We start from the raw sequence: 15,452 nt of genomic DNA, 5'->3' as shown, positions 1-15,452 counted from the left end.
TTAAATTATATTTTTAATCTTCTACTTTACTTCACGATATGCAGAAGCCAACTTTGAAAATTCAATTCACCTTACTGCTCTTAATGGTTTTTTGTTGTAGAATATACACTCAAAATACTTCTAATCTACAAACACACATTGATCAATACCTAGAGGCAAGCAGTTCAAATGCTCAATATGATGCTCTAGCCCGCTTAATGGAATATAATGCCAATGTATCAGTAGAAGAATCAGCAACGATTTTTGAAAAACTACATTCATCCAAAAGTAATCAAAAAGATCTCCGAAATGTACTTCTGGCTCATTTCATTGCAGGAGATGTTTTGTACTACAATGAAAGGCCAGATAGTGCATTACAACATTATTTGACACTTGCCAGCGAGGCAAAAACCGCAGGTGAAAACATGCTTGCAACCTCTGGTCTCGGAAACGCTTCTTACGTTTTGTCTGATCTGGGAGATAAAACTGGTGCCATTCAATTGCTCAAACAAAATCTTAATATTGCCAGGAACACTGGTGATATCAGAGATTATTCGGATTACCTTTATAACATCGCCAATAGCTATTCAGATCTAGGAATGATAGATAGCTCCATTCACTACTTTGAAAAATGCATTGATACTGATCGAAAAGCCAATAATAAGTCTGGAATGCTTTACAATATGTTGGTACTTTTAGATCAATACATAGCCAATTCAGATCAGCAACAAGCCTTAGCCTTGTGCAACGAATGTTTGAAAGTATCCAATGAGGTCAACGATACTCGATCCGAGGCGAGATGCTTTGCTGCCAGGGCTATGGTCCATCTTGAAAGTGCAAACTATTCAGATGCAGAAAATGACATCAGGGAGGCTATCAAAATTGATGAGAATCGTAAGGATCTTACGCGAATGTCCAAATACTACAGAATTTTGGCTGCTACCATGAGCGACCAGAAGAGATATGGTGATGCCAATAATTATTTTAACCAATCACTAAGCTTAGGTGCTCAGTATACCTCAGCAGAGGATTTGATAGAAACTCACCTTGCTTTTGCTCGCTCATATTTTAAACAGCAAAGATTCGAAAGCGCCATTGAGCAGACAAGCGCTGCAAAAAGTCTCATTGATAAAAATGAAATAAACCGATATCAAATCGATGTCCTGGCTTTGTTTGGTGAAATTTATTCTGAGCAAGGCCTTATTGAACAAGCATTAGAATATGAGCAAATGGAATCTGAACTACTTACTGATCTTCTGGCAAATCGGAATCTGGAAATTACAGATCAAAGTAAACACACTTATGATCTTTACAAACTTGAAAACATCAACAGAGCCTTAAGGGCTGAAAAGCAGCTTGCCGATCTCAAGGTACGTCGCCGAAATATCATCATCTTATCCAGTGCGTCCATATTGGCATTGCTTTGCATACTGGGTTACTTTGCTTATAATATTCAACGACAAAAGGCGCGGATACGGGCTCAGGAGCTTGAATTTCAAGTAGTAGAAAAAGAATTGCTGGCCCTGCGATCACAAATGAACCCTCATTTTCTTTTTAACTCCTTGAATTCAATCAATGACTACATCATGCATGAAGAACCCAGACTGGCTTCCAGATACCTGACTAAGTTCTCGACATTGATGCGGACCATATTGAATCATTCGAAAGAACAGCTGATAAGCTTAGAAGATGAGTTGCATGCCTTGCAACTCTATGTAGAGATGGAAAATCTCAGATTTACCAATCAATTTTCCTATCAAGTTGATGTGGATCCAGCGATCGATCCGGCCACCTTGATGATTCCTTCTATGATTCTCCAACCCTATATCGAAAATGCGATAAAACATGGGCTTCGGAATAATCTAAAAAATGGTATTTTAAGTCTGAGTATAGGTCTGGAAGGTAAAAAAGTGAAATTTGAAATCTATGATAACGGGGTCGGGCGAAAAGAGGCCATGAAATTCAAATCGAAAAACGATCCTAAGAGAAAATCTCATGGAATGAATATCACCACTGATAGACTGCAGGCGCTAAATAAAATTTATGACATCCATTCATCAATTGAATTCATTGACCATTCTGAACCCAGCGGCACAACGGTCATACTTTTATTGGAGTCAAATCCTAAGAAAACAGCTTAAAAATGGTTTCATTGAACGTGTATTTTGAGAAACCTTTGAGATCTGAACCATATTCTCCCAGGGCCTAGAATAAAGTGCCTTAAAAAACTCTGGGTCATTTTTCTAATCTTTATGTCACGGCGTTTGGTTCTTTGATAGGAAAAGAGGGACCATCATCTGATTTTAACTTTTTTACGGGATTTAGACTTTTAATCATCGCCCAGTAAATCGGCCGTTTAGGAAAAAGTTGTCGCCAATTGATATGTTGAAGACTTATTATTAATTATTTTGTATTCCATGATTCAACAAGAAGCTACACTAGTTTTTATCATAGACGATCACCGTTTGGTCCTGGATGGTCTTAGAATGTTGATCGAATCATCTGATGCTCTTGAATTAGCTGGCATGGCTGATAATGGAAAAGAAGGGATTCAAAGGGTGGCAGATTCAAAAGCAGATATCCTTCTGCTTGACATTGAGATGCCTCATATGAATGGTATTGAGGTATGTAAAACCATTAAGATAAAGCTTCCAGATGTTAAGATAATAGCGTTAACCATGCTTGTACAACCCAGTATTATTTCAGCAATGAAAAAAGCAGGAGCTGATGGTTTTATTGTTAAAAATACGGGCTCTAAGGAATTACTTTTCGCCATACAACAAGTCATACAAGGAGAGGAGTACTACAGTGCTGAAGTGAAGATCTCACTTGAAAAAGGGCTCACCATCCAGGGGACTTCCCAGCAAATACCTCAACTTTCCAGAAGAGAAAAAGAAATCACAAAATTAATCATGGAAAGTATGAGCACGAAGGAAATTGCTGCTCAACTTTTCATTTCAGAGGGCACCGTTGAAACTCACAGAAAGAATATTCTCAGAAAGTTAAACGTAAAAAATTCTGCCGGATTAGTGAAGATGGTCATGGAAAACAGGCTCTTATCCTAGATTTGTTCCACTTTGAACTTAATCTGCTTTGGAAATTGTAATAGAAGTACCTTCTCCAGGCCTGGAATCAATATCTAAGTCCGCCTTTATTATCGAAGCTCTGGATCTGATATTTCTAAGGCCCATGCCATTGCCGGCAGTTTCATGGAAACCTTTGCCATCGTCTTCTATCAATACTGTATAACCTCCATCAAAAACATTGACCTGAATTAAAAGCCGTGAAGCATTAGCATGTTTCATAGTGTTAGAACAAGCCTCTTCTATTATTCTATAGATCATGATGCGGTCCTGTTCCGGAATTTCCTCTCCGTGCCACTGGTAAGACACTTCGAGCGCGCCTGCGGCATTGATATCAGTTGATAAATCTGCCAGAGCCGCATTCAATCCTGACAAGTCCAGCGCTCTGGGAGCCATGTTGTGTGAAATTCTTCTGACTTCCCGGCTTGCCTTATCAAGCAACCTGGAAACATCGTCGGTGTTTTCTTCGTTTACCCACTCCGTCAACCTCTCTTGAAGCCGCTCAAATTGAAGTTTAATAGTAGTCAGCAAGCCACCGAGAGAATCATGTAAGTCCTTAGCTATTCTCAGCCTTTCATGCTCCTGTCCATTAAGCATAGAAGCGATCGCCAGGCTGTGCATCTTTTCATCCGTAAGTCTCTTTTGGTATTTGTTCCTGGACCAATAGTAGAGTGTTCCGAAAAGTCCCAACCAAACAGCAGCCAGCAGCCCACCCCATAGATATTGTTGTCTCACTTGTGCCCGGGCCAATTCATTTTCCTTGATGGCAATTTGTTTCTCCTTTTCAGCGGTTTCATATCTCACCTCAAATTCTGCAATTTTAGTATTGAGTTTAAGGTTATCAACAGAATCCTTGGTTTTACGATACCGTTTATAAAATTTTAAGGTCTCAGAAGACTTGTCTAATTTTTCTGCCACGTTGTATCTGATTAAATCAAAATTTAACTTGTCCACTGTAGACCCATTGGCCATAATGATGGCTTCATTTTCATTCAGAACAGTTTCTGCTTTCTCGAATGCGCCTTGACCATAATACACATAAGTTTTATTGACGTCAATGGCTGCTGCAACAACATAGTCACCTTCTTCCAGTGCAATTTCTTTAGCTTTACTGTAATAGTTCAATGCAGCATCATCGTTGCCTAAGGTCTTTTCCAGGATTGCCAGATTGTTGTAATTAATGATATAAAATTCAGGGTCTGCACCTGGCGGATACAGGTCTATACCTCTTAGATAGTAAAAGCGTGCGGAATCAGGTTGCTCCTGATGCCTAAAGTAAATACCCATGTTAGAAATAATTTTGGCGGAATCAACTGGAGTTCTTGAAAACACCAAGGCATCTTTTAGGTACTTGTAATGATTATCGTAGTCAAATCGATCGCTGAAGAGTTTAGCGAGACCGTAAAGTGCCTGTGAAGTCAAAGTGTCATTTCCGAGTGCCTTAAATCCATGGATCGCCTGTTCCTGCATAGCAAAAGCTTTTTCATACGCCATGTTAAGTCCATGTAATTTACCCATCTTGCTGATTCTGACCAGTTTTTCTAAAGTGTCTAAATCATTGAAATCCTGGTATAGCAGATTAATGGCATCGTCGTAATTGCCCTGTTTTTCCAATGAGTCAATGGTATCATAAAGGTCTTGTGCATTGGAAACCAAAGCAAAAAGGAAGAGTAAGGCTATCTGGAGATGCTTCATTTCACTTACAATATAATTAATGGCAAGATAACATTGGGCATTGCCCTAAACATCTATGAAAACAGGTATGGGTGATCAGATCTTACCATTCATTGGCCTTATATCGTTGTTCTACCTTTTCACCTCTTAAAAAAGAGACGACATTCATGGAGGCCAGTTGGCATATTTCATCAAAAGTTCTCTTGGTCAAACTACTGGAATGAGGGGTAAACAATACATTTTCGAATGCTAATAAAGGGTGATCGCTACCGGGGGGGTCTACGAATGGTACATCTGCCGCATAGCCACCAATGCTTCCCGATTTCAAGGAGTCAATGAGTGCATTCTCTTCAATGATCCCATTACGTGCTGTATTAATCAACAGCACACCTTTCTTCATTTTTCTAATCGATTCCTTGTTAATAAGACCTTTCGTCGCAGGACTTAATGGCAAATGTATACTAATAATATCTGAAGTTTCGATCAATTGCTCCAAGGAACGAAAGCCATAAGGCACTGATTTTTCACTCCTATTCCAGTACTGAACTTTCATACCGAAACATGTGGCTAATGTGGCAACACGCTGACCGATTTCGCCCATTCCCAGAATCCCAAGTGTTTTGTCACGAATTTCATCGCCACTATATTGATTTCGGTAATTCCAATTGCCTTTTCTGACTTCACTGGAAGCCGTGTGCATTTTGCGCTGTAGCATTAAAATAAAACTGAGCGTATGTTCTGCAACTGAATCAGAATTGACACCAGGGGTATTCAGCACCTGGATGCCATTAGAGCTTGCGAAATCAACATCAATACTATCTAACCCTACACCACACTTTGAAATCACTTGAAGATTAGGGAGTGATTTGATTAAATGCTGATCCACTATACTTTTACCTCTGGCCACTATAGCGTGTAATGCTTCAGCCTTAGGCGAGGATTCGGGTCCAAATATGTTGAAATTGTCTTGTTTTGCCAGAAAAAGCTCTGATTCCTCCGTAAGATTTTCCATTAGCCATACTCCGTACTTCATTTCTTGTGATAAAGGGTTGCGTCTTTGGTTTTATATCCCCTGAAATCATTCCGACCAGAAACATAGATTCCCTCCTTGTATAATTCATCTTCGAAAATCGCAGGGTCGATCTCTGCATCTGGGGCCGAGGACAATTCCACCAGGTTACCTGAAGGATCTCTGACAAACATTTGAATAGCCCCATCCGGCAGCTGACGAACTTTACCCCAAGGATTGATGTCTATTACTCCCAATTCCTTCATGCGCCAGAAAATGGTATTGATATCATCTACCTGAACACAGATATGACCTCGAAAAGAATAAACATCATCCCATTCAGTCAGATGTAATTGCTGCTCCTCATTGAACTTAAAAAAGGCCGTCGGATAATCAAAAAGAAATGCAGGTATGGCTTCCAGGCCCAATTCTTTCTCGTAGAATTCACAGGCTTCTTCCAGATTGCTGACGACCAGGGCCACGTGGTTAATCTTAATTGCTTTTGCCATCATTTATTGTTTAAAATCATTGACGAAATCCCAGTTTGGACTGATTCCCAAACCCGGCTGATCAGGCGTGCTAATCATTCCATGCTGCACTTTAATTTCTTCATTAATCAGATCGTACATCATGGGATTGCCACCGCTTGAAAACTCTATCACCCTGGCACTTGGAGAAGCAAAGGCTACGCTTAGCCCTGCCATAAAAGAAAATGCTGATCCCCAACAATGAGGTGCTAATTCCAGTTGAAAAACATTGGCCAGTTGGCTAACTCTCTGAGCTTCAGTGATACCTCCAATGATTGCACAATCAGGTTGTAAAACATCGACTGCATTTTCCATGATCAGGTCTCTGATATCGAATGAAGTATATTCACTTTCACCTGCTGCAATGGGTGTGTAGGTAACGTCTCGCACCTCAGCTGTGCCTTTCTTATTATCCGGGCTGATGGGTTCTTCGAACCAATATAGATTGCACTCTTCCGTACGCTTAGCAAACTGCTTGGCTTCCGGAACACTAAATGTTCCATGGGCGTCGGTCATTAATTTGATTGAAGGACCTAGAGCTTCCCTGGCATTCTTCACCCTTTGTATGGTATCGTCCAATGACTTGTCCATGATTCCCACCCTCATTTTTACTCCTTTGAATCCCTTCTGAACATACCCATTAAGCTGCTCACCGATATCGTCAGCCCCGGCCCATCCGCCACTGGCATAAGCTTCCATTTCATCTCTGCAAGCCCCGCCTAATAAATTTACCACAGAGGTTTCAAGCGATTTTCCTTTAAGGTCCCATAGCGCAGTATCCACCCCGCTTAATGCTGAAATCAAAAGTCCTCTTCTTCCCAGGACTGGAAACTTTCGACCCTGACTCAAGGCATAATGATCTCTGGTATCATTATAAACCATTTCCCAAATCTTATGAATATTAGCGGCATTCTGACCAACAATTTTTGGTTTGATTTCATTTTCAACACAATGTACTATAGATGCACAGGAACCTGAAGACCCTACCGCTGCTTTGGCTTCCCCAAATCCCTGTAAACCCGAATCTGTAGTAACGACAACCAGAGTCATGTCAAAATGGGTCAGCAGTCCATAATCTGATCGGTGTTGTTTCTCTGAAGGAATCGGGCAACTTAACCAGAATGCTTCAACATTAGCTATTTTCATAGATGAGCCTTTAAAGTCTCTATAGATTTACTGGTCAGCATCGAGTAAAATTCCTCAGTTACTGCAGAGCTTCCATGATCTTCTAAAAACTTTTTTTGCTCACGGCTTAATCCTTCAGGATTTTCGTCGATAGAATGTGGATAAGGATTGGCGGGAGTTCTATCGAGAGGGGAACAGAATTCAACAGAGATCGTTTTATTATAACCTATTTCTCTAAGAGTGCTTATTGTTTTTTTCCAGTCAATGGTTCCCATGCCTGGTGCCATCCTATTGTTATCAGCGACGTGAAAATTAAATAACCGATCTCCCACCCTCTTCATGGCCTCGTAAGGATTGTCTTCCTCAATATTCATATGGAAAGTATCTAAGCAGACCCCACAATTAGGACCAATGGCTTCAGCCAGGACCAAAGCCTGATCTCCTCTATTGATAAAATAAGTCTCAAATCTGTTGATGGGTTCTATGGCGATTTTGACCCCTTCCCCTTCTGTGTATTTATAGATTTCTTTGATGCTATTATAAGCATTGTCCCAATCTTCATCAGGCGTTCCTTCAGGAATTATTTTACCTACCGTGGAGGGTACCAGAGAAATGACAGACCCGCCCAGATCACTAACCATCTTAGCGATATCCTTTACATATTGAATGGACATTTTTCGTTGGGCTTCATTTTTTGCCAGAAGGTTTCGCTGCTCCAACATTAAGGTGACGGAGCCCCAGCATTCGATTTCGTAATCTTCGAGTATGGCTTTTACCTCAGCAGTATCATACATTTCTGGACTTCCCTGAATTTCTATCTGGTCATAGCCCATTTCAGCGATTCTCTGAATGGTCGTTTGCAGCGGTTCTGCCCTCATCCAATTGTGTATGGCTATTTTCATATTTTCTTATTTCAAATGAGTAAGTGTTCGAATTTATGCAAAAAAAATTAGAAAATGGTTCAACCGCTCATCCAGCTGTTCCATTCAGTCATTACTCATAGCAAATGATCTCAGTTCTTATTATCTTAATTGAGAATTTAAAAAATCACTAATCATGAAACATGCCTTAATTATTATTCTGGTTTTCATAGCTCAGGCTACCTTTTCCCAATCTGCTCAACTGTCTACTTTTGAAGAAATGTGGATCGTCGAACCTACTTTTTCAAATCTTGAAATTAAAGAAATGGTTGCGCTAGCCCCGGAATCTATGACTTATGAGAAGCTTTCAAGTGCCAAATCTATTACCGATTTAAATAAAACCCTGGAAAAAACAGCATTTCTGGTATTGAAAATAGGTGACATCGATGGCGAATCCCAAAGAAAATATGATACTAAGACTGGCTCGATTGGATTAAAAAGTCTTTATGGACCCAGCAGGCAACTGAATGGTGAAGCAGAATGGGTTGCGGTCACCAAGGATAAAATGGGATATAATCTGATTATTCCGACTCATCATCCTGAAAAATTAAAAGAATATTTTACCAAGAATAATTTTACGATCAAGGACGAAACCGGTAAATTACAAAACATGACCATCAAGGAAATAAGAATTGAAAATGGAACCTATGGCAAAACCTATTGACCTTGTATAACCTATGAAGACCATCCGCTCGATAATTGTAGATGATGAGGAACATGCGCAGCGATCCCTGACAAAATTATTGTCATGGGTCGCTGAAGAGGTGGAAGTGGTCGAAACATGTTCTTCAGGGACTGAAGGATTATTGGCGATACTTGAACATCGACCTGATTTGGTATTCCTAGACATCGAAATGCCGAGAATGTCCGGATTCGATATGCTGGCTAAGATAAAGGAGAGAAATTTTCAGGTGGTCTTTGTAACTGCCTATGATGAACACGCCATTCATGCATTTGAAGCCAATGCTATTGATTACCTCTTAAAACCAATTGACGAAGAACGATTAAATAAAGCATTAGACAAAGTTAAAAAGATGCTGAACTACGATTCTCATCAGGAGAAATTGGAAGAATTGGTCGCAAAGCTGAGCAATTCACAATACACCTTTAACAAAATTGCCTTGCCCACCTCAGAAGGTCTTGAATTTATAGAGACGGAAAAAATCGTACGGCTGGAATCTAATGGGAATTACACCGAAGTTTATACTGAAAATGGAGATAAGTTATTGATCAGCAAGACCATGAAAGAAATCGGTTCAAAATTACCGAATGAACTTTTTATCCGACCTCATAATTCTCACATCATTAATTTACAATTTATCAAGAAATACATGAGAGGCAGTGGTGGTCAAATCATTTTAGAAGATGACTCAAATATTCCGGTAAGCCGCTCTAATAAAGATATGATTAAAGATTTATCCAAATGAAAATAAGCTCATTGTTTATATCACTTCCGTTGCTTGTGATTCTGTTACAGTGCCAGGAACGTAAACCGCCATACACAAGTCATTCAATTCAAACAGAACGATCTGAAAAGATGACAGTCGATTCCAATGTTCAGCCTGAAATTTCAGAAACGCCTAACGTTCCAGAACAAGATGAGGTCAATACCTATATGGATCCCTTTGACCCTGATTTTATCACCGGTAAATGGGAAGCCGAGGACTACGATGAGATTTCCTTTAGCACCTGGTTTTACGTAGAAGATGGTTATGTATCAGGCCAATATTGTGCGATTAATACTGATGCAACAAGAATCGATTGTGGTACTCAGGATGAGGTGGATGTGTGTTATGTAAAAAGTCCTTACCTGGTAGGCGCCGATAAGATTGAATTGGAAATTGTAAGTTGTTACTCCCATAAAAAAGGAAAGGCGACCATCGAACCTTCACCCTATGAAGAAGGCGCTATCATCTGGACTATTACCGAGCCGCCGGGAGAATATAGGGTGGATTATTTTGCTCACCAGAGTGCCGTTCTCAGAAAAGTACATTTTGATCCTTTTGAATAGAATTCGTAATATTACACGAAAAGGCATCAAAATATGGAGAGTCATGAGTACAGAGAGGATGAACACATCGTAGAAAATAAAGAAATTAGCATCTGGGAATCATTGATTCCGGTCATTTTGCTAATGGCTCTGCTCGCCTACAATATTTTTGGTAGAGATGGGGTGTGGTTGGGAGATTATTCTAACCAATTCATTCTTCTCATTGGAGGTTTGATTGCTGCCATCGTAGGCTTTTTCAATAAAACGGCTCTTCGCACCATGGCTCTGGAGGTTTGGGAGAACATTAGAAGCGTACTCATTCCTATAGGAATTCTATTTCTTGTAGGAGCACTTGCCGGCACCTGGCTGGTGAGCGGAATCATTCCTGCTATGGTATATTACGGACTACAAGTGCTCAGTCCGGGTGTATTTTTGCCAGCCTCAGTCATCATTGCAGCAATTATTTCTATTGCGACCGGTTCTTCTTGGACCACCTCTGCAACCGTGGGTATTGCGCTAATTGGCATAGGAACTGCACTTGGTATTCCTACTGGCATGATTGCCGGAGCAGTCATTTCGGGTGCATATTTCGGAGATAAGATGTCGCCACTCAGTGATACTACCAATCTCGCGCCTGCTATGGCCGGAACGGATTTGTTTACGCATATTAAGTACATGACATTTACCACCGTTCCCACCATATTGATTGCATTAATGGCTTTTACATTGATGAGCTTTTCCATTGACACCTCCGGAAATGCAGATATATCTGAACTTTTAACCACTATGGATGCCACCTTTAATATCAATCCATGGTTATTTTTGGTCCCCTTATTAGTCGTAGCCTTAATCATACTTAAGACCAAACCTTTGATAGCCCTGGCAGCAGGAGTAATCGCCGCCGCTGTTTTTGCTTTTATCTTTCAAAGTGAAGTTCTGAATACGATCAACGATAGCAGTATTTCAGCCATCGTGCAGGCGATATTTGTAGATACCTCGATCGTGACTGAAAATGAAACTCTGAATGACTTATTCTCTGCGGGAGGAATGAAAGGCATGTTATGGACCATCTATCTGATTTTGTGCGCCATGGTTTTTGGTGGAATTATGGATGGTATCGGCGCACTGGCGAGGATCACCAAATCCTTACTTTCAATAGCTAAGTCAATGTTTGGGTTATTCGCATCAACAGTGGCCAGCTGTCTGGGCTTGAATCTCATTGCTTCAGACCAATACCTGGCCATTGTCATTCCGGGTAAAATGTTTAAGAATGCCTACGAAGATCGTGGGCTTGCACCGGAAAATCTTAGTCGAACCTTGGAAGATTCCGGTACAGTTACTTCGGTACTGATCCCCTGGAACACTTGTGGTGCCTATCAATCGGGAGTTTTAGGTGTAAGCGTAGCGGATTATTTTGTTTTTGCGATCTTCAACTGGTTAAGCCCGATTATGACCTTAATTTTTGCGGGATTGAAAATAAAGATTCGTGAGCTGTCAGGACAGAACCTAAAAAGAACTTAATCACACTTTTTTACAAGGTAATTCGTGCGGCTTAGTACTTCTAGTATTAGGTTTGTATAAAAAAGATGCTCAGACAAATATTTCACATTTTTTTGCTAGTGATCATGCCGTGCATTCTTGCTGCTCAAGAGGAAGATCATACCATTTGGACCACAAGGTGGAGTCCCAATGGAAAGTTCATTGCAAGTGGTGGCCAGGATGGAACATTGAGAATCATTGATACGGATTCTATGAAGGTCATTTATACCTTTTCCATAGGTAGTGAGATTATAAGTCGTGTGAGTTGGCACCCAACTGAGGATAAATTGGCTATTGTGGCGCAAGGGATTGATTTTACAGCTAAAATCTTAGATTTAAATACCTGGAAATATACCGGCTTGCAAAATTTAAATAATACAATGCGTGCGATCGATTGGACTCCTGATGGAAAACGTCTGGCTGTTTCCCATTTGGAGGATTCCGTATCTATATTTAAAAACGATGGAGAATGGATCAGAACATTCAAAGCCGATGAGAAGGGAGTTACAGATCTGGACTGGCACCCTTATGAAGAGGGACTGATTACAGTAGGGTCTGAAATCAATTATTATGATTTCAATATGGACAGTCTGTTTCATCTACGATCCTGGACAAGACCCATCATGCTGCTATGTGTAGAATGGCACAAGTCAGGTCACTTTTTCATCTTTGGCGATTATGGATTTATGGATACTGATGTCCATTCAAACGATAAGTCATTATGGATATACGACTTTGATCACAGCAAGACACGATCTATTTATTCCAGTGATGTTGAATTTAGAAATATTCGATGGAACCCTGACTATACGATGTTTGCTTCCGCCTCTGATCAACTGACCCTTTTCTCTAAAGAGGGTGAAGTGCTTTTTCAATCCATATCAAACGATGGCAATCTGTGGGGAGTGGACTGGAGTCCTGATGGAAAATATATAGTGACTGGCAGTAGCAATGGCCAGATTACGATTTGGAACCATAAAGCTGAGAAGATAAAACAAATGCGATTTTAGATTCTGACTTTAGTGCCGATCTGCAGGGCCAATCGATGATGGACATCATTATTAGGTCCGATACCACTTTGTGACAAATTGTGATAATAAGTAGGTTGAATATAAAATGACATCTGATCAGAAATTTCCTTGCTAACGCCTACTCCAATATTTACCGTGGTATAGGCATTGTTCAAGAAGTTTCTAGATTTTACAAATCCTTCGTCAAAATCTTTGCGGTCTACAAAGGTGCCTGGATTTCGGTTTTGATTAGGTGTAGCCATAGCGGAGGCGAGCGGTTTGGTTTCTTTCTCCTCAATATCATAGTTTGCAAAAGCTACTACGCCTACAGAAGCTCCATTTACCCCATATACTTTCCAGCCTTTCTTCTTAAAGAGACTGTACTTAATATTAAGTGGAATCTCTACCAGATCAAAAATGATCTCCTTAAGGAGTATATCCTTATAGCCCACAGTTGCATTGCTCACCCTTTCTGTGATTTGCTTGGGATAATAATTAAGGGAAGTATATTCTATTCCACCTTCGACTTCCCAGGCTGCGCTTTCTTTAGAAATAGATGCACCTACAGTATAACCTTCAGCCAGATGAGAATATGCTTCTATCACTCCCTCTTCTGTATTAATAAACCGATTGACACTGTAAGATTTGTCAAAAGGAGTATTGATCATATTAATTTGAGGAGAACCATATAAATTAAACCAATGCTGTCCATTTTTTAATTGAGAAGCCAGACCTTTAAAAGGAATACTGAAATTTCGCCTTTCCGCCTCTATTCTTGGAATGTCTAATGAAGCCAACAAAAGAGCAGGCTGCTGTCCAGGGTAATCGTCTTTGTTTGCATTCAGTCGAATTTCTTTTCTTTCGAATGCAATATGCTCTGGTTCATCGGTGTCAATGGCCTCTAAGTCAGCAATAATCTTTTCTCCAGAAGTACGCTCTATGCCAAAGCTACGTTGAGACTGGAGTGGGTTATCTGTATGACGAAAAATAGTAGGTAAGGAAGATAGACTTTTGATTATCGAGTCATCATTAGCGGATCTTTCATTGTCAGCAATAAGTGTGGGACTATTTTCAAGCGTCGAAATGCTTTCCACTGAAGCGTCAGGAGAAGTTTTGATGTTAGCCAGGGAGACATTAGAAGATTTCTGATCGCCATTGATCTGATCAATTTCACGGCCCTGGACATTTTGATGATCAGTAGCATTTGAGTTGCCACTTTGCCTCACAGCCTCTGCAACTCCATGGGTTCTGTAAACCGGCTTTTTCGTTAGATTCTGAATAGGGTACAACTGCATAATGGTCAAAATAAACAGAATGAATACAGCAGCTTCTATGAATTTGGTAATCAGAATCCTTCTTCTTCGTTTTTCTATTTTTTCAAGATGTTCACTCAGTTTAGGCCATTGGGCACCATTGTAGGGTACTTCAAAATCTTCCACCTTTTGCTTGACACGTTCATCAAAGACTTCCTCTCCTTCAAGTATTTTTTCAAATTGATCCCAATCTGAATTTCCGTCCAGGTTTAGTTCTGCTAGCTTGGCTCCAATTAAAGCATCAAATCCTTTCGGAGCATTACGGTCACCGATTGAGTCAAAATCCTGAGGAACTTCTTCACTATTGAAATGGACCAGCTTTTCCCGTATGTGCTCATCAAAGCTTATCATACCAGATTTTTCAGCAAAAGACTCCCAAGCAACATTTGGCACATCAACCTCATGCGGCACAACTTTATCTTTCAATTGTTCATCAAAAGTATGAGCATCCTGGCTTTCCTGAAAAGCATCCCAGGCTTGCGCATCATTTTCGATTGAAAACTGCGATAACTTTGATTTAATAATATCGTCAAATGACTTATTCTCCATATATCCTGGACTTCGCCAATAGTATCTTTTTTAATTTTGTCCTGGCTTTAACCAAATTTGATCTGGAGGTGGATTCGGTAATACTTAAGATACTTGCAATTTCCTTATGTGGATAACCTTCGATAACATACAGGTTGAAAACTGTACGATAAGCAGGTGTTAAAAGTTGCAATGCATCAATAATTTCCTGAGCCGACATTTCACTAATCGCATCAGGTTCAGTGGTAGAAGCATCATAAACAGTATCCAGGTCCTCCGTCCTTCTCCTTGACATTTTTCGATAATAATCAATCGATGTATTGACCATTATTCTCTTAATCCAGGAATTTAACGAAGTTCCAGGTTTGTATTTATTGACATTCTTAAACACCTTAATAAAACCCTCGTGCAACACATCCAGGGCATCTTCCCTATTATTGGTGTATCGCATGCATAAAGGCATCATGGTGCCATAGTAATCTTCATACAACTTTTTCTGCGCCCACTTCTCTTTGCGGACACAAGCTTGAATGAAATGTTCTTCACTACGCTGTAAATCAAGAGTTACATCCATGATACTAAATTATGCATTTAGCTCCATCTTTTTTAATTAAAGTCTAGATCATAACGGTTTTTTAACGAAGGGTGCTGCTTTCTTTAAAATATGTCTTAACAAATTGTTAAGGTTTACTCTAACTTTACACTTTACTCTTCTTTTATGGGTATGTCAGGATATATCATCCATGAATACCTCA

Annotated in this window: 14 protein-coding genes; 7 read left to right on the top strand and 7 right to left on the bottom strand. The window is 40.0% G+C overall.

The genetic code is table 11. The features are described 5' to 3' along the window. Window positions 1-38: 38 nt before the first annotated feature. Entirely contained in the window at window positions 39-2,120 is a 2,082-nt protein-coding gene (locus L2567_RS15675; protein WP_235298749.1) for a tetratricopeptide repeat-containing sensor histidine kinase, read from the top strand. A 276-nt stretch (window positions 2,121-2,396) separates the two neighbouring features. Further along, window positions 2,397-3,044, top strand: coding sequence for a response regulator (locus L2567_RS15670; RefSeq protein ID WP_235298748.1), 648 nt, complete (start codon window positions 2,397-2,399; stop codon window positions 3,042-3,044). A gap of 18 nt (window positions 3,045-3,062) precedes the next feature. Here L2567_RS15670 and L2567_RS15665 read toward each other — a convergent pair whose 3' ends face one another. From L2567_RS15665 to L2567_RS15645, 5 genes are all read right to left on the bottom strand, one after another. Beyond that, window positions 3,063-4,757 carry a tetratricopeptide repeat-containing sensor histidine kinase gene (locus L2567_RS15665; protein WP_235298747.1) on the bottom strand — a complete coding sequence of 565 codons (1,695 nt, stop codon included), beginning with the start codon at window positions 4,755-4,757 and terminating at the stop codon, window positions 3,063-3,065. A gap of 82 nt (window positions 4,758-4,839) precedes the next feature. After that, window positions 4,840-5,769: a 2-hydroxyacid dehydrogenase gene (locus L2567_RS15660; protein WP_235298746.1), complete on the bottom strand. Its 930-nt coding sequence runs from the start codon at window positions 5,767-5,769 to the stop codon at window positions 4,840-4,842. Continuing rightward, complete coding sequence (locus tag L2567_RS15655; protein WP_235298745.1) at window positions 5,766-6,254, bottom strand: VOC family protein; 489 nt, start codon at window positions 6,252-6,254, stop codon at window positions 5,766-5,768. The genes L2567_RS15660 and L2567_RS15655 overlap by 4 nt, the downstream gene beginning before the upstream one ends. A 3-nt stretch (window positions 6,255-6,257) precedes the next feature. After that, window positions 6,258-7,418, bottom strand: a complete 1,161-nt coding sequence (locus L2567_RS15650) for a mandelate racemase/muconate lactonizing enzyme family protein (RefSeq protein WP_235298744.1) — start codon at window positions 7,416-7,418, stop codon at window positions 6,258-6,260. After that, window positions 7,415-8,299, bottom strand: coding sequence for a sugar phosphate isomerase/epimerase family protein (locus L2567_RS15645; protein ID WP_235298743.1), 885 nt, complete (start codon window positions 8,297-8,299; stop codon window positions 7,415-7,417). Before L2567_RS15645 ends, L2567_RS15650 begins: the two co-directional genes overlap by 4 nt. Window positions 8,300-8,453: 154 nt before the next feature. Between L2567_RS15645 and L2567_RS15640 the strand changes: the two genes are divergently transcribed. The 5 genes from L2567_RS15640 to L2567_RS15620 all read left to right on the top strand — a co-directional run bounded on the left by L2567_RS15640 (window position 8,454) and on the right by L2567_RS15620 (window position 12,856). After that, entirely contained in the window at window positions 8,454-8,981 is a 528-nt protein-coding gene (locus L2567_RS15640; protein WP_235298742.1) for a hypothetical protein, read from the top strand. A 13-nt stretch (window positions 8,982-8,994) separates the two neighbouring features. Beyond that, on the top strand, window positions 8,995-9,744 hold the full coding sequence (locus L2567_RS15635; RefSeq protein ID WP_235298741.1) for a LytR/AlgR family response regulator transcription factor: 750 nt from the start codon (window positions 8,995-8,997) through the stop codon (window positions 9,742-9,744). After that, a complete protein-coding gene (locus L2567_RS15630) occupies window positions 9,741-10,328 on the top strand; it encodes a hypothetical protein (protein ID WP_235298740.1) in 588 nt (195 codons plus the stop codon). Before L2567_RS15635 ends, L2567_RS15630 begins: the two co-directional genes overlap by 4 nt. 33 nt (window positions 10,329-10,361) lie before the next feature. Continuing rightward, window positions 10,362-11,828, top strand: coding sequence for a Na+/H+ antiporter NhaC (gene nhaC, locus L2567_RS15625; protein ID WP_235298739.1), 1,467 nt, complete (start codon window positions 10,362-10,364; stop codon window positions 11,826-11,828). 104 nt (window positions 11,829-11,932) lie between these two features. Next, window positions 11,933-12,856 carry a WD40 repeat domain-containing protein gene (locus tag L2567_RS15620; RefSeq protein WP_235298738.1) on the top strand — a complete coding sequence of 308 codons (924 nt, stop codon included), beginning with the start codon at window positions 11,933-11,935 and terminating at the stop codon, window positions 12,854-12,856. Here the strand turns inward: L2567_RS15620 and L2567_RS15615 are convergent. Both L2567_RS15615 and L2567_RS15610 read right to left on the bottom strand, forming a co-directional pair. Then, on the bottom strand, window positions 12,853-14,718 hold the full coding sequence (locus L2567_RS15615) for a hypothetical protein (protein ID WP_235298737.1): 1,866 nt from the start codon (window positions 14,716-14,718) through the stop codon (window positions 12,853-12,855). The two genes, L2567_RS15620 and L2567_RS15615, sit on opposite strands and share 4 nt — an antisense overlap. Continuing rightward, entirely contained in the window at window positions 14,708-15,271 is a 564-nt protein-coding gene (locus tag L2567_RS15610) for an RNA polymerase sigma factor (protein ID WP_235298736.1), read from the bottom strand. The genes L2567_RS15615 and L2567_RS15610 overlap by 11 nt, the downstream gene beginning before the upstream one ends. Between the last annotated feature and the right edge of the window lie 181 nt (window positions 15,272-15,452).

Source organism: Portibacter marinus (assembly GCF_021533195.1).
GTDB classification, from domain to species: Bacteria; Bacteroidota; Bacteroidia; order Chitinophagales; family Saprospiraceae; genus Portibacter; species Portibacter marinus.
This window is presented reverse-complemented; position numbering and strand designations above follow the sequence as displayed.

Bases quoted from the DNA above. Each gene is read 5' to 3' on its own strand.
- L2567_RS15655 (WP_235298745.1), bottom strand. From the start codon at position 6,254: ATGGCAAAAGCAATTAAGATTAACCACGTGGCCCTGGTCGTCAGCAAT.
- L2567_RS15650 (WP_235298744.1), bottom strand. From the start codon at position 7,418: ATGAAAATAGCTAATGTTGAAGCATTCTGGTTAAGTTGCCCGATTCCT.
- L2567_RS15670 (WP_235298748.1), top strand. From the start codon at position 2,397: ATGATTCAACAAGAAGCTACACTAGTTTTTATCATAGACGATCACCGT.
- L2567_RS15610 (WP_235298736.1), bottom strand. From the start codon at position 15,271: ATGGATGTAACTCTTGATTTACAGCGTAGTGAAGAACATTTCATTCAA.
- L2567_RS15640 (WP_235298742.1), top strand. From the start codon at position 8,454: ATGAAACATGCCTTAATTATTATTCTGGTTTTCATAGCTCAGGCTACC.
- L2567_RS15635 (WP_235298741.1), top strand. From the start codon at position 8,995: ATGAAGACCATCCGCTCGATAATTGTAGATGATGAGGAACATGCGCAG.
- L2567_RS15645 (WP_235298743.1), bottom strand. From the start codon at position 8,299: ATGAAAATAGCCATACACAATTGGATGAGGGCAGAACCGCTGCAAACG.
- L2567_RS15660 (WP_235298746.1), bottom strand. From the start codon at position 5,769: ATGAAGTACGGAGTATGGCTAATGGAAAATCTTACGGAGGAATCAGAG.
- L2567_RS15620 (WP_235298738.1), top strand. From the start codon at position 11,933: ATGCCGTGCATTCTTGCTGCTCAAGAGGAAGATCATACCATTTGGACC.
- L2567_RS15630 (WP_235298740.1), top strand. From the start codon at position 9,741: ATGAAAATAAGCTCATTGTTTATATCACTTCCGTTGCTTGTGATTCTG.
- L2567_RS15665 (WP_235298747.1), bottom strand. From the start codon at position 4,757: ATGAAGCATCTCCAGATAGCCTTACTCTTCCTTTTTGCTTTGGTTTCC.
- L2567_RS15615 (WP_235298737.1), bottom strand. From the start codon at position 14,718: ATGGAGAATAAGTCATTTGACGATATTATTAAATCAAAGTTATCGCAG.
- L2567_RS15675 (WP_235298749.1), top strand. From the start codon at position 39: ATGCAGAAGCCAACTTTGAAAATTCAATTCACCTTACTGCTCTTAATG.
- nhaC (WP_235298739.1), top strand. From the start codon at position 10,362: ATGGAGAGTCATGAGTACAGAGAGGATGAACACATCGTAGAAAATAAA.